Source organism: Bradyrhizobium zhengyangense (assembly GCF_022012435.1).
Classification (GTDB): Bacteria; Pseudomonadota; Alphaproteobacteria; order Rhizobiales; family Xanthobacteraceae; genus Bradyrhizobium; species Bradyrhizobium zhengyangense.
This window is the reverse complement of sequence record NZ_JAKLUA010000013.1, coordinates 57247-79841: the sequence shown is the minus strand read 5'-3', so window position 1 is coordinate 79841 and position 22595 is coordinate 57247. Positions and strand designations below refer to the sequence as shown.

The window sequence follows — 22595 nt, the reverse complement described above, 5'->3', positions numbered from 1 at the left end:
GGCGTCGATCAGCGTATCCGCCACTGCTTCTATCCGCGGGCCAGCACGGCGGACGCCTCGGCGACGAACTGCTTGGCGCCGTTGGCTGGCGTCAGACGGCCGAAGCCGACCTGTTCATTCACCCGCCGCAGCACGCTCTGGATCTCGCCGGCGCCCCGCGGTGGCGGAGGCGGCAATGGTCCAACCTTGTCGCTGATCAGGCTGATGTAGTCGACCATGGCGCGGCCGAGGTCGTCGAGCGACGGCGTCACGACATTGCGCACCGCTGACGACGCCGGCACGCCGCGCTCGACACCGAGCAGCTTGCCGGCCTCAGTATCGGCAATGAAGTAACTGACCAGCTGAACCGCAGCCTCGGCCTGTTTCGACTGCGCGGAGACGCTCCACATCATGGCCGGCTTCAGATATTGGCCGGGTTTCGCGCCCTGCCCGCCGTCGGGAAACGTCGAGAGGCCGAGCTTGCTCTTGTTGATGGCCTGGAAGCCGACCAGCTGGTTGGAGTGGGCAAAGGTCATGGCGACCTTGCCGAGCGACAACAGGTTCGAATCGATCTCGCCGCGATCGAGCGCCTGAACGTCAGGCGCGGCGCTGGCGCCGCGTTTGCGCATATCGCTCCAGAATGCGAGCCACTCGGCCATGTCCTTGTCGTCGTAACCAACCTTGCCTTCGCCGGTGTACAGCGACTTGCCGCGCTGGGCGAGCCAGACCTCCAGCAGCGGCTCGTTGCCACCGCCGTCCTCCATGCCGGTAAAGCCGTCGCGCTTGGCGGCCTTGGTGACCTCGGCCGCGAGATCGCCAACCTCGCTCCATGTCATGTTCCAGATCGGTTCCTTCAGGCCCAGGCTCTGGATCAGCCCCTTGTCGTAGACCATCGCCGTCGAGTTGAGACCGAGGCTGACGCCGTAGATCTTGCCGTCGACCTTGCCACTGTCGACCGCGGCCGGGCTGAAATCCGTGAGGTTAAGGGCTTTCGGTACGTAAGCATCGAGCGGCAGCAGGGCACCCCGGCGCGCATATTCGAAGATGTAGCGGTAATCCATCTGCAGCACGTCGGGCGCATTGCGACCGGCGGTTTGCGTCGCAAGCCGCGCCCAATAATCGGTCCAGCCCAGCGTCTCGCCGGCGATTGTCATGTCCGGATGGCTGCTCAAATAGAGCTGATTGACCTTGTCGGTGCGCTCCGCCCGTTCCTTGGCGCCCCACCAGAACATGCGCAGCCGCAACTCTCGCGCCGCAGCGGGCAGGCCACCCAGGCCCGCCAATGTTGCACCGCCGATACCGGCGCCGATCAATGAACGACGCGACAGCGCGAAGCCGCTCATGAACTGTCCTCCCTGACCACGTGTCAATTGAGGCGCGTGTGACCGGCCGATGACACAAGTTGACCGCTTGTCAATGCACGAGTTGCGCAACGTGCTTCTTTATTGCAAGCGAACCGAAGGTAGCGGCTAGGTCGGCTTTGTCAAACGCGGGCTCGGCTCATCCACGCGATTGCAGACATCACGTGGCGGCAGCCGCCTGGTAGAGGCGATCGCGCAACCAGGCGTGACCTGCGTCCTCCTGGTTGCGGGGGTGCCATAGCGCGACGATGCGTGCCGGCGGCAGATCGAGCGGCGGTGGCGCAAGGTCGAGCTCATGGGCAAAGCGCAGCAGAAATCGCCGCGGCAGGGTGCAGATGCAATCGCTGTGCGCGAGGATGATTGGGGCAAGCGCATAGGTCTGGATCGAGACCGCGACGCGCCTGAAACGGCCGAGCGCGGACAGCGCGTCGTCGACCAGGCCTGCGAAACCGCCGCCATCCGCGGAGATCAGCAGATGATCGGATGCGCAAAACGTGTCGAGATCGAGCGTACCTGTGCCGCGCGGGTGGCCCTTGCGCTGCGCGGTCAGGAAGCTGTCCTCGAACAGCGGACGCTGCATCAGCTCGCCGCTGGTCCCGCCGGGTCCCGTGACCAGGACATCGATCTCACCTCGTTCGAGGCGATCGACGATGTCGGACGTGGGATGGACAAGGGCAAGCCGCGTGCGGGGAGCCATCGACGTCAACTGGGCAACGAAACCCGGCGCCAGCGTCACCGCCGGATTCTCGTGAATGGCAACGACAAAGGTTCGCTGGTCGCCCGCGGGATCGAACGCAGCCGGTCCCTCCACCATGCGGCGCAATTTGCCGAGCACCTCCGCAAGCTCCGCCTGTAGCTCCACCGCTCGCGTCGTCGGCACCACGCCCCGCCCCGCCGCCGCAGGCACGAACAGCGGATCGGCGAACACCTGCCGCAATCGGTTGAGCCGGGCCGATAGCGCCGGCTGCCCGATGTTCAGCCGCGACGCCGCACGGGTGACATTGCGCTCGCGCAAGAGCGCCTCCAGCGCGAGCAACAGGCCGAGATCGATCTCAGCGAGCTCGGCATCGTCGGCCGACCGGCCCGGACCGCGTTCGACATCCGCCATCGCGGCACCTCCGTTCAAGGCAAACTATCGCGGCCATACGAGCCGCGCTGAGAGAAGTTAAGGCCTTCGCGCGGACATGAAAAGGCAGGCCGCCGGAACGCCCAGATATCAACGGCATCGATTGGACGTATCGAGGCCGCGGCCCTCCCGGCGGCGCAGCCCGGCGCGTACCTCACAGCCACGGCGGCGGGTCCAGGATGTCGGCAATCACGCCGCGTCCGGCGCCGACCGAAGCGGAGGATCTCTCAGTGACGAAGGAGACGAAGACCTATCACGTCGGCGATGCAGTCATCACGCGGATCGACGAACTGTCGCTCGCAGCCTTTCAGTTCGACACGCTCTATCCCGGCGCGGATCCGGACGCGCTGGAGCGCCAGCGGTCGCGGCTCGAGGCCGGCCCGTTCGATGCTGCGACCGGCACGTTCATCCAGAGCATCCACAGCTGGCTGATCAAAACGCCGCGCCACACCATCCTGATCGATACGGCCACCGGCAACGACAAGAACAGGCCCGACATTCCGCCGCTGCATCGGCTCAACGAGCCCTTCCTTGCGCGGCTGGCCGCTGCTGGCGTCAGGCCCGATGACGTCGACCATGTGCTCCTCACCCACGTCCACGCCGATCACGTCGGCTGGAACACGCGCCTCGTCGACGGTTGCTGGACGCCGACGTTCCCCAACGCCACCTACATCTTCTCTCGCGTCGAGCAGGCCTATGGCGAGAGTCTGGCCAATGGTGGGGAGCCAGCGGCCAATCCGGCCTTGGGCCCTGCGCTGCGCAAGCCCGCCGATCGCGTCTATGACGACAGCGTGCGGCCGGTGATCGATGCGGGCCTGGCACGGCTGGTCACAGTTGACGGCGGCGAAGTGCTGGAGGGAATTTCGTTCATCCCGACGCCAGGCCACAGTGTCGACCACGCCTCCATCCGCCTCGTCTCTCGCGGCGAGCAAGCGCTGTTTGCGGGTGATGTGATGCATCACCCGCTCCAGGTCTATGAGCCCTCGCTCAACTCCTGCTTCTGCGAATTCCCTGAAGCCGCGCTCCGCTCGCGCAACGCCGTGCTGGAGGATGCGGCCGAGAGCGGCGCAACCGTCTTCACCACCCATTTCGCGGAGTCCTCCACTGGGCGCATCAGGCGCAGCGGAGAGCGCTTCGCCTGGCAATTCCTCTGATCAAGGAAGACTGATGATGGACCAGACCATTCCCGCACATGGATACAGGCCCGATCTCGTGGTCGAAGATCTCGCTGTCCCGAGCGACACGCCCGGCATTTCGCTTCACCTTCGCAACAAGCGAGCCAGCGCGCAGAAGGCCTTTTCCGCCGAGCGGACCATCCTGATGGTCCATGGCGCAACCTATTCGTCGGCGAGCCTTTTCGACGTGCCGTTCGGCGGCCGCTCCTTCATGGATCATCTCGCCGCGCAGGGCTTTGATGTGTTCGCACTCGACGTGCGCGGCTATGGCGGATCGACCCGGCCGCCGGAAATGGACGCGCCGGCGCAGGACTCCGCGCCGCTCGTTCGCACCAATGTCGCAGTGCGCGACCTCGCCAGCGCGGTCGATTACATCCTTCGGCATCGCGGCATCCCGCGCCTCAATCTCGTCGCCATGTCCTGGGGCGGCTCGGTGGCCGGCGCTTATACCGCTGGCAACAACGACAAGGTCGTGCGGCTCGCGCTGGTCGCGCCGCTGTGGTTGCTGAACACCCCGGCCCCGATCGATTCCGGCGGCGCGCTCGGTGGCTACCGCAAGGTCCCCGTGCTCGATTTCAGGGAGCGCTGGCTCGCGGCGGCGCCGGAAGCGGCACGCGCGAGCCTGATCCCGGAAGGCTGGTTCGATCGCTGGGCGGAAGCCTCGCTCGCGTCAGATCCGCAAGGCAACACCGAGCGCCCCCGTGTGATGCGCGCGGTGAACGGTCCGATCCAGGATATCCGCGATTATTGGAGCGCAGGCAAAACGATCTACGACGCGAACGACATTCGGGTCCCCGTGCTCCTCGTTCACGCCGAATGGGACCGCGACGTGACCATGGCCACGATGCAAAATTTCTTCAGTTCGCTCAAACGGGCGCCATACCGCCGATGGGTGGAAATCGGCGAAGGCACCCACATGGTGCTGCTCGAAAGGAACCGCATGCAGGCATTCGACGCCATCAGTCAGTTCCTGACCGAGCGCGATCCGCACGGAACTCCATCCGCCTGACCCTCGCGGGATCCTGGAATAGCTGGAACCGAACGGAGGCGAAGAGGGAGGCTCCCATGTTCCGCATCCCTCGCATCAGCGCATCGCGGGGAACGTCGGCAGCTACGCGTCGTTGATCCCTCTCGAAACTGGAGGACAGACATGAGGATCGTTCCAAGCATTGGCGTGATCGCCGCGACGATTGCAATGACCGCGATGGCAACCCCGAGCTTCGCTCAAGGCCCGGGTCCCTGCACAAGCTCAGGCAACAACGCGGTCGGCGCCGAGGGCCCCGCCATGAGCGGCGGTCAGTTGATGGCCGGCGTTGGAAATTGCCGACACCGCCACACGAGGTGGCGCGACAGCTATGGCTACTATCAGGCGCCGGCCCGCACCTATTATGATCGTGGGTATTATGACCGCGGCTACTACGACGGCGGGTATGACGGGCCGGGCGTCACGATCGGCGTCGGTCCCGGTCGATGGTAACAACGGAAGTGAGGCCGCCGCGAAGGCGGCCTCTCTCGTTGTGTGAGCCTTTCGGGCAGCACCAGCCTCGCACCAGCCTGGCACCAGAAAATGCCGCGACGGGACGTCGTCTCCATTTCTGGTCAGCCAATGAACCGCCAAGAGCGCCGGGCCGCGGCCAAACATTCCCCAAAATCCGCGCCGCAAAATCTGCAGATTGCGAAGAGCCTGGAGGCAGCAAAACAGGGCCAATCGCTGTTCAATCTCGGCCGGTTTGCCGAAGCCCTGGAATGCTTCAACGCATTCGAAAAGCTCAATCCCAATGTCGCACCTTTGTATCAAACGCGTGGCCTTTGCCTGCAGCGACTGGGCCGGTTCGCGGAGGCCCAGGCGGACTTCGAGAGATCCATCGCGCTGAACCCTGGCGAGGCGGAAACGCACAAGAATCTCGGCACGCTGCATTCGCGGCTGGGCCGCATGGAGCAGGCTTTCGCGAGCTTCGATCGCGCACTCGCGCTTCGTCCCAATTTTTCCGCAGCACTCAACGAAAAGGCGCGGGCGCTGTGGAGCCTGCGATTGCTGGATGACGCCTTCGCGACGTTTCACCGATCGCTCGCGGTCGCCCCCGACAATGCGGACACGATCTGGAATCTCGCGCTGCTGCAGATGCTGACCGGAGATTTCGAGCGGGGCTGGCTGGGACGCGAGGCCCGTTGGAAAGCGCCGTCTTTGGGCCTTGCCGAGCGTGGGTTTTCGCAAGCACGCTGGCTGGGCGACCAGCCGCTCGAGGGCAAGACCATCCTGCTGCATGCCGACGAGGCTCTCGGCGACTCCATCCAGTTTGCGCGCTACGCGTCGATGGTAGCTGCGCCCGGGGCTCGCGTCGTCCTGGAGGTCAAGCCTGCAGTCCGGCGGCTACTGGCCGGGATCAGCGGCGTCGCAGATTGTATCGACCGATCGTCGACGCCGTCACAGGCATTCGACCTGCACTGTCCTCTCGGCAGCCTGCCGCTGGCGTTCGGGACGCGCCCGGATACGATTCCGTTCGCGGATGGCTATCTTCCTGCGCCGTCGACGGAGCGCGTGAAGGCGTGGGAGAGCCGGCTTGGCCCCCGCACACGATTCCGCGTGGGCTTGGCCTGGTCGGGCGACCCGGGTCACAAGAACGATCACAACCGGTCGATCGCACTACGCGCGCTTGTGCCGCTCTTGGATTGCGACGTCCAGTTCGTCTCCTTGCAGAAAGGCATCCGCGATGAGGACCGCGCCTTCCTTGCCGAATGCTCCAACATTGTCGACCTGACCGAGCAGCTCACCGATTTCAGCGAGACCGCGGCGCTGACGTCCTGTCTCGACCTGGTGATCTCGGTCGACACCAGCGTCGTTCACCTCGCCGGCGCGCTTGGCGCACCGGTCTGGACGATGCTGCCCTTCAACCCGGATTGGCGCTGGCTGCTCGATCGCGACGATAGCCCGTGGTACCGGTCGATGCGGCTGTTCAGGCAGCCCACCAGAGGCGACTGGGGCAGCGTCGTCGATCGTGTGCGACGTGAACTGGATGGCATGGCCTCGGCGTGGCAGCCATAGCGAGAGCCGTCCACGCTTCTGCCTGCCGGTCCAGCACCAATCTGAGCCAGTGTCCGCCTGATCCGGCAGCGTTGGCTCAATGCTCCGGCTCCACCTCGCCTCAGAACCGGACCGCGGTGCGCAGACCCAGCACCCACGCGTTGTCGGTCTTGACACCGGCGGCATTAAACCCGCGCCCGCCAGGATTGATGACGTACTGGGCGTCGAACTTGAGGTTCATCCAGCCGGTTGCCTGCAATCCGTACCAGAGCTCGATCGGAGCTTCGTTACCTCCTGCATTCGGTCCGAGGGCTGCCGAGTTCACATGAGTCGTGCCCACCGCGAAGCCAACCTCGTCATCGGGGCGCGAGGCGAACGTTCCACTGTGCTTGACGCCCCAGGAGATCTGGTAGTCCTGGAACGACGTCCGGTGATCGGCCACGGTCGTGTTGAGGAACGTGTACCAGCCCTGCGTTTTGGGACCATCGACGGTCAACCGCTGCAGGATCGACTCATAGACGCCGAAGCGACCACGCTGATCTCCCAGATTTTGATCCGGGACACCACCGGCGCCCGGAATTGTCGCAACGATGCCCGGGAGGCCGCCATCAATCGTCGACGCGCTGTCGTACCAGCCGCCGAATCTCCAGGTTCCGTTCAGGGGACCACTCGGAGTCCAGGTCAACTCCACCGGGACGAGCACACCCGCTGCAGGGCTCGAGGCAGGAATGCCGGGCAGGAAGTAGATCGTCGGATCTGACGTCGTCAGATAATTCGGATTGGCGTCGTAGACGCCGACCGAAATCTTCCATTCCTTGGTCAGATTGAAATGGGCCAGGCCGGCCCATTGGCTCACCGGCCAGTTGAAGATGTAGCCACCCAGGATGTTGCCGGGTTGGCCGCCGCAGAAGGTCAGGTTGATAAAATCGCACTCGCCGAAGAAGAAGTCGGAGCCGACGGGGAGACGGCCGCCCTTAAGCTCGAGGCGATCGTCGAGAAGCTTTTGCGAGTAGTAAAGCTCGGTCAGGCGCAGAATGGTGCCGCGGCCAAAGACCTCATTGGTGAGCTGCAGGGCGGGAATGTCAGCCTCGCTATTCAAATTGTTGCCGAAGCGGTCGACCAGCGTGAGGCCGACGGTACCGCCCTGGAGGCCGGCCAGCTTCGCCAGGTCGAATCTTGCCTGAAACGCCAGCTGACCGGCATTGGCGCCGGTGTTTCTGGCTCCGCCCGACAGGTTGGTGACGGCTTCGTCGCCCAGCGTCAGCGCGAGAGAGATGCCCTGCTCCTTCAGCCGCGTCCTGCCGAGATCGCCGAACAGATACGGCCTCGTCCAGAAATCATCGGCCGCAGCATAAGGAACAGGCGGCGCTTTCGTCAGAAGATCGGCCGCATGCGCTTCGCTGCCCAACAGTGACGACAAGACAATCCCCGCGCCGCACAGCCGTGCGGCGCTTGCAAACCTCTCCAACGACATCAGGTACTCCCAGGGTTTTCCGGCTTCTTTTGTTGTTGTGTTTCGTCTCCGCCCCATCGCGACGCCGCCGCGCGCAAACGCGCGCCGCGCGTATGCCGCGGTTCCCCTGGTGAGGATCAATTCGGGTTTGTGTTTATTCCCGGCCGGCGATCATCTGCGTCTTGCAAGGCCCGGCAGACAATCTTACGCAAGAGCGCTTCGGGAAGGACGGCGAGATCGGCCTCGCCTCCTTCAACCCTCCACCCGATAGAGCCGCCACCGCGCCGGCACGCCCTTGAGCTGGTGGCTGCCGTGATCCCGAAGGCGGATCTGGGATTGCGCTGCGAGCAGGTCCTTGACCGCGCTCGAGACCAGCACTTCCCCGGCGCGCGCCTTGGCGGCAACGCGGGTGCCGATGTGGAAGGCGAGACCGACCATCTCGCCGCCGCTGATCGTGTATTCGCCGGCGTGAAGGCCGACCCTGATCTCGAGGCCGAGCGTGCGCACGGCCCTCTGGATCGCAGTCGCGCAATTGATGCCAGCCGCCGGCGCCTTGAAGGTCGCAAGCACGCCGTCGCCGGTCGTCACGACCTCCTTGCCGCGCGACGATTTCAGCTCCTTGCGGACCGCGGCGTAGTAGAGGCCCATGACCTTGGTCCAGCGCGCGTCGCCGAGCTTTGCGGCCTTCGCCGTGGAGCCGACGATGTCGACGATCAGGATCGTGGCGAGCGTCTGCTTGAGCTCGGCGCTGCCGTTGGCAGATCTTCTCCTGACCCCAATGGCGCCACTGAGCGGTTCATAGTCATGGCTGCGCCGCCGTGCGATGGCGGATTTGGTGTAATCCTGGGCGCGCTGCGCCGTGCCGCAGCGGATCGTTTTCTCCTGCGGCAGGTGTGTCCAGTAAACCTTGCGGCCGTTGCCGGCGCCCTGCACTTCGACGGCGCCCCATTTCAGGAACACCGCCGAACCGACCCGCCGCACGCACCACGCCTTCGACGTGTACCCTGATACGTTCGACTGATGCAGGCCGACGCGAAGGAATTTGGGCATGACGATGCGGCTGATGCTGAACCGATATGGCAGACCCGGAGCGTAATTCGACGCTCGCGCCTTGGCAACAGCGCGCGTCGCGCGGCGCGGTTTACGTCCGCGGCGACGGCTCAAACGCGAAAAGCTCGATCGGATCGCTGAAGCCGCGCACAGCATGCTTGCCGACCCGCTCCAGCTCAAACTCGCGATCGACCAGCTCGGCGAAGTCGCGCGATAGCAGCACTGGCTTGCCGACCTGCTTGGTGAGCGCCTCGAGGCGCGAGGCCATGTTGACGGCGGGGCCGATCACGGTGAAGTCGAGCCGGCTTGATGACCCGATATTGCCGTACATGACGTCGCCGACATGGACGCCGATGCCATAGTTGAGCGGCGCGCGGCCCGTGCCGTTGTTGCGCGTGTTGAGCGCAGCCATCGCCTTCCGGGCCTCGGTAACGGCGCGCAACAGATTGGCGCATGCGTTGGGCTGGCTGAGCGGGAAGATCGCGAGCAGGCCGTCGCCGATGAATTTCAGGATCTCGCCGCCATGCCGCGCGATCGGGTCGGACATCGCGTCGAAATAATCGTTGAGGAGATCGATGACGTCGTCGCGCGGCCAATTGTCGGAGATCTTCGTGAAATCCCTGAGATCGCAGATCATGATCGCGGCGCGCACCGTCGTGCCGGTGCCGCGGCGGGTGGCGCCGGCCAGGATGAGCTCGCCGGCATGGGAGCCCACATAGGTCTCCAGCAGCGTGCGCGCCAGGCGGTTCTTGATGCGGATTTCGCTGACCAGCGCCAGCACCGGCAGCAGCTTCTTCAGCGCGACGATATGCGCAGCGTCGAATCCGCCGGGCCGATCAGTTGCGAACGTGACCAGATGGCGCTTGCCGAGCGTGTGGTAGAGCGGCCAGGCGACATAGTCGGTGAGGCCCCTCGCCCGCATCTCGTCATAGAGCGCGTGCTTGCGGCCAAGCGCGGGATCCTGCTCCAGATTCTCACGCACTTCAGTGGCGCCATTCTGCATTTCGTTGGCAGGACTGCCGATATATTCGGACCGCTCCCGTACATCGAAATCAACCCGCGCAATCTCGGCCTCGCGCATGCCGTCGGCCCACATGAAACGCGCCCCCAACCATTGCGGGTGCTGGATCAGCACGTGAAGCGTCGACCGCTTCAGCGGAATGCCCGTTTGCTGGATGCGGTTGCACATCTCGGCAAAAATGTTGTCGATGAAGCGCTCGTTGTGCGTCCCCGTGGTCAGCCAATCGACGACACCGTCGGATAGTGTTGTAGCGGGAACCTTGTCTGGCGCGTTCATATCCTGGCCTTCAGCGGCGGTCTTTATGCCCGCACATATCGTGTTCCGGATCGGCTGCGTCAACCTAGCCAGTTGCACGGATTGTGCGCATTCGCACGACCGCCGCCTAGCTGACGAGCCGAATCGATGCCAGTACCGCAAGTCCCGAAACGAGCGTCAGCCTGGACGCCTCGGTCAGTTCGATTTTCAGCGTGCTGCCGCCGGGAACGAGAAATTCCTCGCACTTGAGATGAATGTCACAATCGCGAGATAGCGCGTATACCAGATGCGTGCCGGCGGGCAATGGCCGCTCGCCGGGCTCCTTCAGCGCCACCAGCTCGATCTCCGCCGCACCGCGCCGCGCCATCAGGTTGACGACCTCGACCGGGCCGGCCTCGAGCTCGGTCACGATCTCCATCTCGCCGGTGAAGCGGACGGTCGTGAACGGCTCGCGCTCGTCGAGCTCCTGCCCCCCGGCTTTCAGCACCAGCCCGCGCCCGCCGATCACCATCTGCAAGCGATCGATATCAGGCATGTGCGAGAACGGCCCGGGCGCAACGATCGGCGTGGACGCAAAGCGCCACAGCAGGCTGTCCCAGTTCTTCACCACCGTGCCGGGCCGATGCGCATCCGCGATATCGGTAAAGACGCCGCCGCCGTTCTTCCAGGGCGCACGGGTGTAGTCTTCGGCATTCAGCAGCGTGGTTTTCATAAAACAGCATCCGGAATCAACGGCCTCATCATGCCCGCGATCGGCCGGCGCTGCTAGCGGTGGCGATGCAATCCGATCCTGGGGCCGGCTGCCAGGCCACGTCGCGGCCGGCCTTACAAATTGCAGGCAGCAGTCGCGCGACCTCGACCCGTCACTTGGCAGATTTTCCCTGCAAAGGAACTCTCAGCACAGCCGGGGCTCCAGGCTGGCTGCACGTTGCCGACAACCACTGGTCCGTTTGCAACACGTCAATCTCCCACTGACGCAGCTTGATTTCGCATGAGGCGGTCAACTCTGTCGACGGATAGACAATGGCTTTCGTCGTAATTACGAGCTTATGGTTAGCCTTGGCAGCCGCCAGGAAGTCGTCCCATTGGACGAAATTGCCCCGCGGATCGCATTTCTTGTCGCCCTCCCCGCAATCAACCTCCCACGCGGCGAACAACGTCTCGTGACTGACGGCCGAGGCTGCGTTGACCGGAAACGGACGAGCCTCGCTGTCGCGCTTGAATTCCAGCGCGCCATCCTTGAGATCTGAGCTACCGAACTCATACCATCTGTGTTCGACGGTACGGTCGCCGAACGTCATCGTTATGTATTCACGGCGCACAATTGCGTTGTGACCCACATCCCCCTCGTTGGAATAGGCCATGGTCGCAATGAGCGCGAGATTGTTGTCCTGGCTGCGATAGTTCTTGCCGAGCTTTTCGACCGTCGTCAGAACAATCTGATCGGAAGGAAACAGCTGAACCACCGCGCCACGGGCAAAATTGAAAACCTGCCAAAGGACACCGCCCAGCGAGAGCATAAACGCGACAAGGGCGATGATCTCCGTCTTGCGGCCGACCCGCAAGCCCAGAACGTCCCAAGTCAGATCGGGTTCGGCCGACGTATCGGCGACGGCCGCGGGGATCGCTTCCTGCCGTTTCTGCCCGGCAAGCTGCGCTTCCGCCTTCTGCTGCTTGCACATCTCGACCTTCACTTTGCGGGCGACGGCGTCGATGGCGGCTCGCGCGGTGGCGCCATGGGAGGTGGAGCCGGCAATTGCAGCTGAACCGGCTGCTCACCTGGCGGAGGACGCGGAATTGGAGGCTCGCGTGGTGCCGGTGCTTTCGGAGCTGGAGGCTCGCGCGGTGCCGGGGCCTGCTGCACCGTACGCAGAAAATCGAAGAATCCACTTAACTTCAGAATATCCGGTGCAACTTGAGAAGCTCCGGGCGCTCGATTCACAGGCGCAAGATCCGAACCAAGTTTATCGAGTGACCTCAACGCCGGTCCGTTCTCATAAGGCCGAGCATCTGCATACCGAGGAGGACAGACTGCAAGCATAAAGAGTATTGCAATGTTGCCACGCCTTGCCATGGCACACTCCTGAAATAAAGTTTTCGCAAAAATAAGCTTTCCGCGGCCAATCTGCTGCCGCTACCAGAGGATGCACCAAAGAAAAACACCGCGCAAGGGAATTGCGCGGTCCACTAGGACAGGAAAGCAGGCCTGTCGCAACGAAGGGATGAAGCGGGTTGTGCCGTCGGCGGAGTCATCCGACGGCACGTCTTGCCTACGCGCCCTTCATTCGCTCTTGCTGCCATTCAGCTTCGGCAGCGTCTCCACGATCTTCTGCTTGCCGTCGACGATCTCGGCGAGGAAGCTGGCGCGGTCGATGTCGCCGTTCTGGTCCCAGCTGGCTTCCATCAGCATGCCCGGTGCCTTGTCAGGCGTCAGCGTCAGGCCCTTCATCGCCGCGCCAAAGGCCTTGCTGTCGAACTTGCCGATCTTCTCGGTGACATATTTGACGAGATAGACCGCGGTGTAGCCCTTGATGCCGTTGTGATCGGGGCGGTACTTGAAGCGGTCGCTGAACTTCTTGGTGAACTCCTCGATCGCCGGAATCGGAGCGTCGGCGCTGAGGCCGACATGACCGCGCACGCCGTTGGCGGCGGAGCCGGCGAGCTCGACCACCTTCTGGCTGAGCAGCGTGGTTTCGCCGAACAGCGGCGTCGACAGGCCTTGCCGCTTCGCCTCGATCAGGAAGCGCGCGCTCTCCTCCTCGTTGGTGTAGATGAAGGCGGCATCGGCCTTGGCGCCCTTGAGCTTGATGACATCGGAGCCGAAATCGACCTGGCCCTGCTCGGTGGAGATATCGGCCGCAATCTCGATGTTGCGTGCCTTCATCTCCTTCACGAAATTGTCGTGGCCGCCCTTACCGAAATCATTGTTGACCCAGAGCACCGCGACGCTTTTCACGTTCAGCTTGTCGTGCAGATAATTAGCGATCTTCGGCATCGAGAATTGCTGGCCGAAGGCGGTGCGGAAAATCCAGGGGTTGCCCTGCGTGGTGATGTCGGCAGCCTCGGCGCCGACGATCTGAGGGATTTCGGCTTGTTGCGTCAGCGCCATGTTGACCTTGACCGAACCGGAATAGATCGGCCCAAGCACGACATAGGGATCCTTGTCCAAAACCTTCTGCACCTGCGCGCGCGAGATGCCGGGGTTGCTCTGGGTGTCCAGATGCTCGGTCTGAATCTTGCGACCCAGGATGCCACCGGCGGCATTGATCTCGTCAACTGCGAGCAGGACGCCGTCACGCCAGTTGGTGCCCGAGACGGCGCCGGGGCCGGAGAGCTCGATGACGTCAGGGATGTAGACGGTGTTCTGCGCACGGGCTGCGCCCGTGGTGAGCGATGCTGCCAAGGCGATGGCGAGCGTGCCTGGAAGATGCCTCATGATGTCCTCCCCGTTGCTTTCCTTGTTATGATCCATCGAAGCCGAGCAGTTTCGCCGGCGTTCGCCACAGCAGGCGCTGCTGGTCGCCCGTGTCCGGAAACAGCGATGTCAGCACCGCGAGCAGCGGCCCGTAGTCGAGCCTTTCGGCTGCGCGCGGGAACGGATAGTCCGAGCCCCAGACGCAGCGATCGAGCGTGAAGGCCTCGACAAGCGCTGCAATGAACGGCCAGGTGTCCTCATAAGGGTGCGGCTGTTGCGAGAACTTGTAATAGCCTGACAGTTTGATGTGCGCGTCACGCTCGCGGCCGATCGCAAGCAGGGCCTGAAAGGTCTTGCCTTTGACACCCTGGCCGACCGACGGTCGGCCACAATGGTCGAACACCAGACGCACTGGCGATTTGTCGATGAGGGGCAGCAGATCAAGCAGTTGATCGTTCTCGACCTGGATCTGGAGGAACAGGCCGAGGCTTACCAGCTTCTCCAGCAGCGGCGCGGTGTTGCGATAATAGTCGGCGCCGTGGAACGGCACATTGTAGGCAACGCCGATGACGCCCGCGGCTTTCAAGCGTTCGAGCTCGCGGATGTCGACGTCGTTCTCGACCACGGCGACGCCCCTGAAGCGGCCGCCGCCCTGCCTCAAGGTGTCGAGCAGGATGCGGCTGTCGCTGCCATAGCCGGTGTTGGTGGCGACGACCAGCGCATGGCGAACATCAAAAGCGTCGAACACACGGATGAGTTGCGCGGCCGGCGCAATCTCCTGCCCGCTCGGGCGATACGGCGTATCGGCGCCATAGGGAAAACGGACGGGATCGATGGCGTGGATGTGACAGTCGATCTTGGGGCCCGCCGGCAATGTCATGGCACAAAGCTTCCCGCGGTTCAGAACGTGGCCTCGATCGCCTTGATCAAATCGGGCGTGACGTCAGGCATCACGCCGAACCAGGCCTTGAAGGCGAGCCGCGCCTGGTTGAGCAGCAGGCCGAGCCCGTTCACGGTGACGCAGCCGCGCGCGCGGGCCCCGGCCAGGAACGGCGTCTCCAGCGGCGTGTAGATGAGATCGGCAGTGAGCGTTGCCGGGTTCAGCCGCGACAGGTCGATCTCGAGCGCGCTCTTGCCGACCATGCCGCGATCAGTGCAGTTGACCAGCAGCGCGACATCGCCGAGCGCGGCTGCGCGATCGTCCCATGCCACGGTGCTGACGGCGGAACCGAACTCCTTCGCAATCGCCTCCGCTTTCTCCGCGGTGCGGTTGGCGATCCGGATCTCGCGTGCGTCGTTCTCCAGCAGCGCCACGACAACCGCGCGCGAGGCGCCGCCTGCGCCGAGCAACAGGATCGGGCCGGCATCGCCGCGCCAGTCTGCTTTCGCGTCGCGCAGGCTCTGCACAAAACCATTGCCGTCATTGTTGAAGCCGGACAGTGTGCCGTCTGCCTCGACCACGATGGTGTTGACGGCGCCGATGCGCCTGGCGGTCTCGTTGACTCGAGCGAGCTGCGCCATCGCCGTCTGCTTGTGCGGCATGGTGACGTTGCAACCGCGGAATCCGAGCGCGACGAGGCCGCGAAGCGCATCCGCGAGCCGCTCCGGCTTGACCGCGAGCGGCACGTAGGAACCGCGGATGCCGTGCGCCTTCAGCCAGTAATTGTGAATGACCGGGGAGCGCGAATGCGCGACCGGCATGCCGATGACGCCAGCCAAGCCAAAACCATCCTGCGACATGCTGCGCTTCCCGTCCCTGATCGCGTGTTTAGCGCGCGACCATGCTATTTGGTCATTTGTACAAGACAATTAGAGGGAATGGCTAGCGGGCGCAATGTGAATCTAGGGGGCGGGAAGACCAGCTGATGGCGCAGAGGCGCGTCAAATCTCACCGTCGTCCTGGCGAAAGCCAGGACGACATCGGGGAGACATCCGCCTTGCCTTACATCCCGCTCAAGCCGCTATCCACCGCCAGCGTCTGTGCGGTGACATAAACGCTCTCATCCGACAGGAAGAACAGCACGGCGTAGGCGATCTCCCAGGCGGTCGCTTGCCGTCCGAAGGGAACATGCCCCTTGCCGCGGTTGGGGCGACCGGCCCCGGCTTCGCGGCCGTTGGGCGTGTCGACGAGACCGGGATAGACGAGATTGGCGCGGATGCCACGGCGCGCACCGAGATGGGCGATGTTGCGCATCAGGCCGCCGAGCGCGGCTTTGGAGGAATCATACACCGCCATCTGCGATCCCGCCTTCAACGCGGCGATCGAGGAGATGAAGACGATGGCGCCGCCGCTGTCGAATATTGGCAGCGCGGCGCGACAGCACAGCATGGGGCCGCGGACATTGACGTCGAAGATCCCGTTCCACTCTTCCGGGCTGACATTGTCGAGGCCGGTCTTGCCGAAGGTGCCGATGTTCAGCACCATGCCGTCAAGACCGCCCATGGCGCGGTGGGCTTCGGCAATCATGCGCTGGACGTCGGCTTCAGAGGTGACGTCGGCCGCAATGGCAAAACCCTCGCCGCCTTCGTCGGTGATACGCTTGACGGTTTGCTGCGCCGAGGCGTGGTTGAGATCGGCGACTGCGACCTTCGCGCCTTCGCGGGCACAAAGAATGCTCATGGCGCGGCCATTGCCGATCGGATCGGTGGCGGCATCGAACACGCGCTGGCCACCGCCGACGATCAGGACGCGGCGGCCCTTGAGGCGTCCCCTGCCGGGCGCTTCGCCCAATGACTCCGGACTCGGCGCGCGGACGTAGCGCTCCGGCTTGCTCTCCGTGTCCGTCATCTCAGCCGCCTATTTCTTGCCGCCGTCATAGACCTTCATGCCGGCGGCAGGATCGAGGTCGGTTTCGGTCGCCTCGGTGACACGGGCCATCATCATGTAGAAGCCGATCGCGACGATGGATTCCACGATCTCCTGGTCGCTGAAATGTCTTCGCGCAGCGATGAAGATCGCGTCAGGCACGCGGACGTTCTCGACGACCTCGCGACCGAACTTGAGCAGCGCGCGCTCGGCCTCATTCAGCGCCGCAGAATCGTAATCGCCGCGCTCGACCGCGTCGACCTGCGATTGCGTGCAGCCGACGCCGAGCGCGATCGGCACGTGCTGGCGCCATTCATAGGCGCCGCCTTCGAGCTGCGCGGCCTGCAAGATCAAAAGCTCGCGGTTGACCGCGCTGAGCTTCTGCTTGTGAAGAATCGAATTGCCGAGCCGCATCGCCGGAATCATGTTGGCCTCGGCATGGGCCATCATGCGGAAGATGTTGAGCTTGACCGACATGCGGTCGAACGAGGCGCGGATATCGCCGCTCGTCGTCTCCGGATCAATCAGGGGCAGCCTTGCCACGCGTCTCTCCCTTGGTTCTTTTTCTCTTGTTGTCGTCGTCGCCCGCCGCAATCAGCGACAGAAAGAAGGCGAGATAGCGGTCGATCGCCTCGATCACCTTCGGCCGTGGCGAGGGTGCCGCGCCCATCACGTAATGCTCGAGCCTGATGTAAATGAGGCCGGCCGCGAACAGCCGGGCCGTTTCGCGCGGGTCCGGTGTCGAGACGAGGCCCGCCAACGCGAAGCCGCGAAAAAAATCCGTCATCAGGCGCTGCTCGCGCGCGTAGAACTGATCGGCGAACTTGGCGCGGATGCCGGGCACGCGGTTGCGCTCGGCGGTGATGACCTTCTGGAATTGGTGCTCGCGCGGATCGGACCATTGCTCGACCAGGTCAAGCGCGAACTGGCGGCAGAATGCGGCGGGCTGGCGCGCGAGCTGCTTGTAGCGCGGCTCTTCCAGCCGGCTCGCCGAACTGGCCGGACCGTGCTCGCTGACGATCGCTTCCAGGATCGCGGCCTTGCCGGAGAAATGATTGTAGAGGCTGCTCTCGCGGACGCCGACGCGACGGGCCAATTCGCGCATCGAGGCGCCGCCATAGCCGCTCTGCGCAAACAGGTTGAGCGCCTCGTTGAGGATGCGCTCACGGGTGGTGGGCGCAGCCACTTCCGCCGCGCTCGGGGGGTGAACAGCCATGACGGATTGACTAACGAACGATCGTTCGTTAGTCAATCCGGAGACGTCAACTCCGCGCGGGATCGAGACGCGGAGAGCAATCAAGGGAGCGCGGGCATGAGCCGCATCTTCGGCGCCGTGCGCCAGAATGGATATGTGGTGCGGGACATCCAGGCCGCGATGACGCACTGGATCAAGGTGATGGGCGTCGGCCCCTGGTACTACATCGACCGTGTCACGACCGACTGGTTCCGCTATCGCGGCCAGGATTCCGCGGTCGAGATGAGCATCGCACTCGCCAATTCCGGCGATCTCCAGATCGAACTGATCCAGCAGCGCAACGACGCGCCCTCGCTTTACAAGGAATTTCTGGACGCCGGCCACGAGGGCCTCCAGCACATGTCCTATTGGAGCCACGATTACCAGGCGCTCTACGACAAGGCGATCGGGCTCGGCTACAAGATCGGTCACGAGGGTCAGATCGGCGGCGACAAGGGTCGCTTTGCCTATTTCGACACCGAGGCCCATCCGGGCACGATCATCGAGATCTCCGATATCAGCGGCACCAAGGGGCCGTTTTTCGACAAGGTCAGACAGGCGGCGATGAATTGGGACGGCTCGCGACCGATCCGCGAGGTCGGCGGCGCGAGATCATAGCTCCCGTTTGCCGCGCCGCACGTGAGGACAGGCACACCGTTGCCGGACCGACGATGCATGGTAACATAACGCCTCCCGGCCCGGAGCTCAGCGAGGCAAGCATGTCTGCAACTGACAAGGTTTTCGCCGGCTCAGTCCCAAAGCTTTACGACGAATATCTGGTCCCGCTGATCTTCTCCGTCTACGCCGACGACCTTGCCAGGCGCATCGCTGCGCTATCGCCCTCGGACCTGCTCGAGATCGCGGCGGGCACCGGCGCGGTCACACGGGCCGTGGCGGCGTTGCTGCCTTCAGGCGTCCGCTATGTCGCGACCGACCTCAACGAGCCGATGCTCGCGGTTGCCAGGCAGAGTCAGAATGACGATCCCCGCATGACCTGGCGTCAGGCGGATGCACTGACGTTGCCCTTCGACGATGCGGCGTTCGACGTGGTCTGCTGCCAGTTCGGCGCGATGTTCTTTCCGGATCGCAGCAAGGGCTACGCCGAGACGAGGCGGGTGTTGAAGCCTGGCGGCACGTATCTGTTCAACGTGTGGGACCGTATCGCGGACAATGTGTTCGCCGATGACGCGACCGCCACGCTCGGCAAGGTGTTCCCCGACGATCCGCCACTGTTCATGGCGCGGACGCCGCACGGCTATCACGACAAGGCCGTCATCAAGGCCGATCTCGAGCGTGCAGGCTTCAGGGACATATCGATCGAAACCAAGACAGCGATGAGCCGTGCGCCCTCCGCCGAATATGTCGCGATCGCGTATTGCCAGGGAACGCCGCTGCGCGGCGAGATCGAGGCCAGGGATGCGAGCAAGCTCGAGGCCGCGACCGATGCCGTCGCCGAGGCGATCCGGAAACGCCATGGCTCGGGACCGGTCGAAGCGAAGATTCAGGCGCTCGTGATCACGGCCCGGCCGTGATGGCCGGAGCAGCTATGCTCCAGCCCTGCCCTTACCAAAAACTCCGCTGCATCGGCATCGGCTGTGCCGGCTGATAATACTGGTACTGGCCGGCGCGGCGGCGCGGATTGACCGGCTGCGGATTGGGATCGCGCTGCCCAAAGAAGAAGAAGCCGTTGCCGCCGAAGCCACCGCCCCAGCCATCGTCGCTGGCCATTTCCACCGACGGCGCGGTCGGCTTGCGGGTGATGAAGCCGCCTTGCGGATGATTGCTCAGGACCGCGACGAACTCGGTGCGATAGTTGGTCTCGGCGCTCAAGGGCTCGTCCGAGATGATGATCGAGGAACGCGGCAACGCGGTCGGCGCGATGCGATCCCACACCTCCTGCGGGATGGTGATGCGGTCAAGCGCGTCCTTGGCGGTGTCGCCCTCGTCGATGCTGACAACGCTCCAGCGCAGACCCGTATCGTTCTTCGCCATGGCCGTGAAGATATGCGTGCCGAGCGGCTGGTCGGGATTGCGGATGGTGACGGGAACCTCGATGCTGGTGTCGAACACCTCGCCGCCGCCATCCGGCGCGGGCTTGTGGGTGTTGCGCCGTACATAGAGCTTCTGCGTGGCACGGCTGATGTAGACCGAGACAGGCTCCAGCGCGAGCTTGGCGTCGGTCGCAGCCTTCACAGCCTCGACCTTTTTGGCCGCGGCGACCTTGGCCGCGTCCTTGGTCGCGGCAACCGCGTCGCGCTTGGGCTGCGCGGCGGCCTTGGCGGCGTCGAGCTGGGTTGCGGCATCAGCGGCCTTGGCCGCCACCTTCTGTTTCAGCTCGTCGGCCTTTGCCTTGGCCTGATCGTTCTTGGCGTTGGCAACCAGCTTGTCGGCATAGGTGTTCTCGGCGTCGGCGCGAGCCTTCTGCTGCTCGAGCTTGCGCAGCGTTGCCGGGAGCGATTGCGCTTCCTTCGCCGCTGCAGCCGCGGCCTTCTTGGTCTCGTCCGCAGCCCTGATGGCCTCCTCGGCCTCGGCAGAAAGCTTGCCGATACGACCAGGCGCTGCCGCGATGGCCTCCTTGCTCGGTATGAACAGCGAGGGATGCGAGAAATCGACCGGGGCGGCATCGTTCGGCGAGATGATCACCCGCATGCCGATATTGGTCTTATCGAACAGGCTCTCCGCAAAGTTGAAGGGCATGCGCACGCAGCCGTGCGAGGCCGCGTAGCCGGGCAGCGGTCCGCCGTGCAGCGCGATCCCGTTCCAGGTGATGCGCTGCATGTTCGGCATCCAGGCATCGTCATACATGGAGGAGTGGTGGTCCTTGTCCTTCTCGATGACGGCGAAGACGCCGGCGGGCGTCTCGCGGCCGGTCGTGCCGGTCGAGACCGGCGCGCGCAGGATCCAGCCCTCGGAATCGTAGAACGTCACCTGCTGGCTCTTGATCGAGACGATCGCCATGATCGGCTCGCCCGCTTCGCGCGGCGCCACCGCCTCGGCGGTCTGGCGCGGCTGTTTGGCGGCAATGGCTTCGCTCGGGGCGGCCAGGGCAAGTGCCGCCGCGAACATCACAATTCCGGGAGTCCCCCAACGCCGCATCACCCGATTGGATTGCGCCGTCGTCATCAGGTCTTTCATGCCATTCCCCGGTTGCCTGTCCGCACTTGCATCGATGATCCGTCAGATTGCGATCTTTGGATTAAGAATTCGCAGCCACCATCTGTTCCGTTTCCGGCATTATTCGGTCCGTTCCAGCGGCGAAACTCTCTTATACGAGGGTCCGTGCGGGCGAAAGGGCGGTCGGCGGCCAAGGCTGGCCCCGGGGCTGGCGATGGCGGGACGGCTGCGAAGCAATGTTCGCCCATGGAGGCAGCCTGGCCGGATGTGACCAGAATCACAGAAATGGCGCGCCCGCTTTACGGCGCACCGACGGCCTTGTTCGCCACGAGCAATTCGATTTCGGCGTCGCTCAACCCGGCCTCGCGCAACACTTCACGCGAATGCTCGCCAAGCCGCGGCGCCATACGATGGATGCCGGCCGGGCTCGCGGAGAATTTTGTCGCAGGGCGCGCCTGGCGAATGCGACCTTCCGTCGGGTGATCGATATCGGCAAACAAGCCGACGGCTTCAAGATGCGGCTGCTCGCCGATCTCGGTCAGCTTGGCGAAAGCAGTGTGCGGCACGTCGAGCCGCAGCAAAAGCTCCTCCCACTCCGCGGTGGTGCGGGTCGGCCCGATCTCGCTCATGCGATCGTAGACCTTGTCGATGTTCTGGGAGCGCAGCACGGGATCGCGCACGCCGAGCTCCTCGATCAGCTCGGGGCGGCCGACGGCCTCGAAGAAGGCGCACCAATTATCGCCCGAATAGGGCAGCATCGTCAGCCAGCCGTCCTTCGTCTTCACCGGGCGCCGGTTCTTCATGCGCTTGTAGCCGGTCGGGCCGATCGGCGGATCGAACGCATGCCCGCCCAGCATCTCGATGCTGTTGAAGCCTGCGATCGTCTCCAGCATCGGCACCTCGACCATCTGCCCCTGCCCGGTGCGCTCGCGGCGAAACAGCGCCGCGGACACCGCGCCGACCATCGCCATCGCGCAGATCTTGTCGCCGATCAGGCTCGGGACGAATTGCGGCTCATCGTCAGATCCGATCGACGATGCGAGGCCCGAGGCCGCCTGGATGATCTCGTCGAAGGCCGGGCGCGCGGCCCACGGGCCGTCCTGGCCGAAGCCGGTCGCGGCGGCATAGACCAGCCGCGGATTGAGCTTTGCGCAGTCCCCATAACCGAAGCCAAGCCGGGCCATCGCGGCCGGGCGGACATTGGTGACGAGCGCGTCGACCGTCGGGATCAGCTTGGCCAGCACCGCCTTGCCATCGGGATGTTTCAGGTCGAGCGCGAGGCTGCGCTTGTTGCGGTTGACCGCCATGAACTGGCCGCTCATGCCACGGTTCCGGAACAGGCCGGTGTAGCGCCAGGTGTCGCCGGCGAGCGGCTCGATCTTGATGACATCGGCGCCCCAGTCGCCGAGCATTTGCGCAGCATAGGGACCGAACAGCACGCTCGTCAGATCGAGAACGCGGATACCGCTGAGAGGGCCTGATGGTGCCATCGTCGCTTCGCTGTGGTTGGAGGACGCATCGCTCGCGATGCCGGCGAGGCAGACGATACATTGATTGTCGGGCGTGAGATGTAGCGCAGGATTC

22 protein-coding genes are annotated in these 22595 nt (G+C 64.1%); 7 read left to right on the top strand and 15 right to left on the bottom strand.

The features are described from left to right. Positions 1 to 29 precede the first annotated feature (29 nt). Both L6637_RS30470 and L6637_RS30465 read right to left on the bottom strand, forming a co-directional pair. Complete coding sequence (locus L6637_RS30470) at positions 30 to 1322, bottom strand: ABC transporter substrate-binding protein (protein WP_237872777.1); 1293 nt, start codon at positions 1320 to 1322, stop codon at positions 30 to 32. Between the two features lie 178 nt (positions 1323 to 1500). Continuing rightward, positions 1501 to 2448, bottom strand: a complete 948-nt coding sequence (locus L6637_RS30465; protein WP_237872776.1) for a LysR family transcriptional regulator — start codon at positions 2446 to 2448, stop codon at positions 1501 to 1503. Between the two features lie 197 nt (positions 2449 to 2645). Between L6637_RS30465 and L6637_RS30460 the strand changes: the two genes are divergently transcribed. The 4 genes from L6637_RS30460 to L6637_RS30445 all read left to right on the top strand — a co-directional run bounded on the left by L6637_RS30460 (position 2646) and on the right by L6637_RS30445 (position 6684). Next, a complete protein-coding gene (locus L6637_RS30460) occupies positions 2646 to 3620 on the top strand; it encodes an MBL fold metallo-hydrolase (protein ID WP_237872775.1) in 975 nt (324 codons plus the stop codon). Between the two features lie 13 nt (positions 3621 to 3633). After that, entirely contained in the window at positions 3634 to 4650 is a 1017-nt protein-coding gene (locus L6637_RS30455; protein ID WP_237872774.1) for an alpha/beta hydrolase, read from the top strand. A gap of 141 nt (positions 4651 to 4791) precedes the next feature. Continuing rightward, positions 4792 to 5118, top strand: a complete 327-nt coding sequence (locus tag L6637_RS30450; RefSeq protein WP_237865278.1) for a hypothetical protein — start codon at positions 4792 to 4794, stop codon at positions 5116 to 5118. Between the two features lie 129 nt (positions 5119 to 5247). Further along, entirely contained in the window at positions 5248 to 6684 is a 1437-nt protein-coding gene (locus tag L6637_RS30445; RefSeq protein WP_237872773.1) for a tetratricopeptide repeat protein, read from the top strand. 100 nt (positions 6685 to 6784) lie between these two features. Here L6637_RS30445 and L6637_RS30440 read toward each other — a convergent pair whose 3' ends face one another. The 5 genes from L6637_RS30440 to L6637_RS30420 all read right to left on the bottom strand — a co-directional run bounded on the left by L6637_RS30440 (position 6785) and on the right by L6637_RS30420 (position 12124). Continuing rightward, entirely contained in the window at positions 6785 to 8137 is a 1353-nt protein-coding gene (locus L6637_RS30440; RefSeq protein ID WP_237872870.1) for a carbohydrate porin, read from the bottom strand. Positions 8138 to 8368: 231 nt separating this feature from the next. After that, positions 8369 to 9166 (bottom strand): adenylate/guanylate cyclase domain-containing protein, encoded by a 798-nt coding sequence (locus L6637_RS30435; protein ID WP_237872772.1) that lies wholly within the window; start codon positions 9164 to 9166, stop codon positions 8369 to 8371. A 91-nt stretch (positions 9167 to 9257) separates the two neighbouring features. After that, entirely contained in the window at positions 9258 to 10463 is a 1206-nt protein-coding gene (locus L6637_RS30430; protein ID WP_237872771.1) for an adenylate/guanylate cyclase domain-containing protein, read from the bottom strand. Between the two features lie 106 nt (positions 10464 to 10569). After that, entirely contained in the window at positions 10570 to 11154 is a 585-nt protein-coding gene (locus L6637_RS30425; RefSeq protein WP_237872770.1) for a HutD/Ves family protein, read from the bottom strand. Positions 11155 to 11305: 151 nt separating this feature from the next. Further along, positions 11306 to 12124 carry a hypothetical protein gene (locus L6637_RS30420; protein WP_237872769.1) on the bottom strand — a complete coding sequence of 273 codons (819 nt, stop codon included), beginning with the start codon at positions 12122 to 12124 and terminating at the stop codon, positions 11306 to 11308. 127 nt (positions 12125 to 12251) lie between these two features. Here L6637_RS30420 and L6637_RS30415 point away from each other — a divergent pair, with 127 nt between their 5' ends. Next, positions 12252 to 12485, top strand: a complete 234-nt coding sequence (locus L6637_RS30415; RefSeq protein WP_237872768.1) for a hypothetical protein — start codon at positions 12252 to 12254, stop codon at positions 12483 to 12485. A gap of 238 nt (positions 12486 to 12723) precedes the next feature. Here L6637_RS30415 and L6637_RS30410 read toward each other — a convergent pair whose 3' ends face one another. The 6 genes from L6637_RS30410 to L6637_RS30385 form a co-directional block, all read right to left on the bottom strand. Next, a complete protein-coding gene (locus tag L6637_RS30410; RefSeq protein ID WP_237872766.1) occupies positions 12724 to 13878 on the bottom strand; it encodes an ABC transporter substrate-binding protein in 1155 nt (384 codons plus the stop codon). Between the two features lie 25 nt (positions 13879 to 13903). Next, complete coding sequence (locus tag L6637_RS30405) at positions 13904 to 14737, bottom strand: amidohydrolase family protein (protein WP_237872765.1); 834 nt, start codon at positions 14735 to 14737, stop codon at positions 13904 to 13906. Between the two features lie 20 nt (positions 14738 to 14757). Then, positions 14758 to 15597 (bottom strand): shikimate dehydrogenase, encoded by an 840-nt coding sequence (locus L6637_RS30400; protein ID WP_237872764.1) that lies wholly within the window; start codon positions 15595 to 15597, stop codon positions 14758 to 14760. A gap of 202 nt (positions 15598 to 15799) precedes the next feature. Continuing rightward, a complete protein-coding gene (locus L6637_RS30395; RefSeq protein ID WP_237872763.1) occupies positions 15800 to 16645 on the bottom strand; it encodes an SDR family NAD(P)-dependent oxidoreductase in 846 nt (281 codons plus the stop codon). A gap of 9 nt (positions 16646 to 16654) precedes the next feature. Then, on the bottom strand, positions 16655 to 17206 hold the full coding sequence (locus tag L6637_RS30390) for a carboxymuconolactone decarboxylase family protein (RefSeq protein WP_237872762.1): 552 nt from the start codon (positions 17204 to 17206) through the stop codon (positions 16655 to 16657). Next, the gene (locus L6637_RS30385) at positions 17184 to 17879 is read right to left on the bottom strand and encodes a TetR/AcrR family transcriptional regulator (protein WP_237865259.1); all 696 of its coding nucleotides are present in this window, start codon (positions 17877 to 17879) and stop codon (positions 17184 to 17186) included. Before L6637_RS30385 ends, L6637_RS30390 begins: the two co-directional genes overlap by 23 nt. A gap of 96 nt (positions 17880 to 17975) precedes the next feature. Here L6637_RS30385 and L6637_RS30380 point away from each other — a divergent pair, with 96 nt between their 5' ends. Next, positions 17976 to 18515: a VOC family protein gene (locus L6637_RS30380; protein ID WP_237865257.1), complete on the top strand. Its 540-nt coding sequence runs from the start codon at positions 17976 to 17978 to the stop codon at positions 18513 to 18515. 101 nt (positions 18516 to 18616) lie between these two features. Further along, on the top strand, positions 18617 to 19429 hold the full coding sequence (locus tag L6637_RS30375; RefSeq protein WP_237865254.1) for a class I SAM-dependent methyltransferase: 813 nt from the start codon (positions 18617 to 18619) through the stop codon (positions 19427 to 19429). A gap of 31 nt (positions 19430 to 19460) precedes the next feature. On the opposite strand, the gene L6637_RS30370 is transcribed toward L6637_RS30375, so the two are convergent. Both L6637_RS30370 and L6637_RS30365 read right to left on the bottom strand, forming a co-directional pair. Continuing rightward, the gene (locus tag L6637_RS30370) at positions 19461 to 21032 is read right to left on the bottom strand and encodes a L,D-transpeptidase (protein WP_237872761.1); all 1572 of its coding nucleotides are present in this window, start codon (positions 21030 to 21032) and stop codon (positions 19461 to 19463) included. Between the two features lie 278 nt (positions 21033 to 21310). Beyond that, a complete protein-coding gene (locus tag L6637_RS30365; RefSeq protein WP_237865248.1) occupies positions 21311 to 22501 on the bottom strand; it encodes a CaiB/BaiF CoA transferase family protein in 1191 nt (396 codons plus the stop codon). Positions 22502 to 22595: the final 94 nt, after the last annotated feature.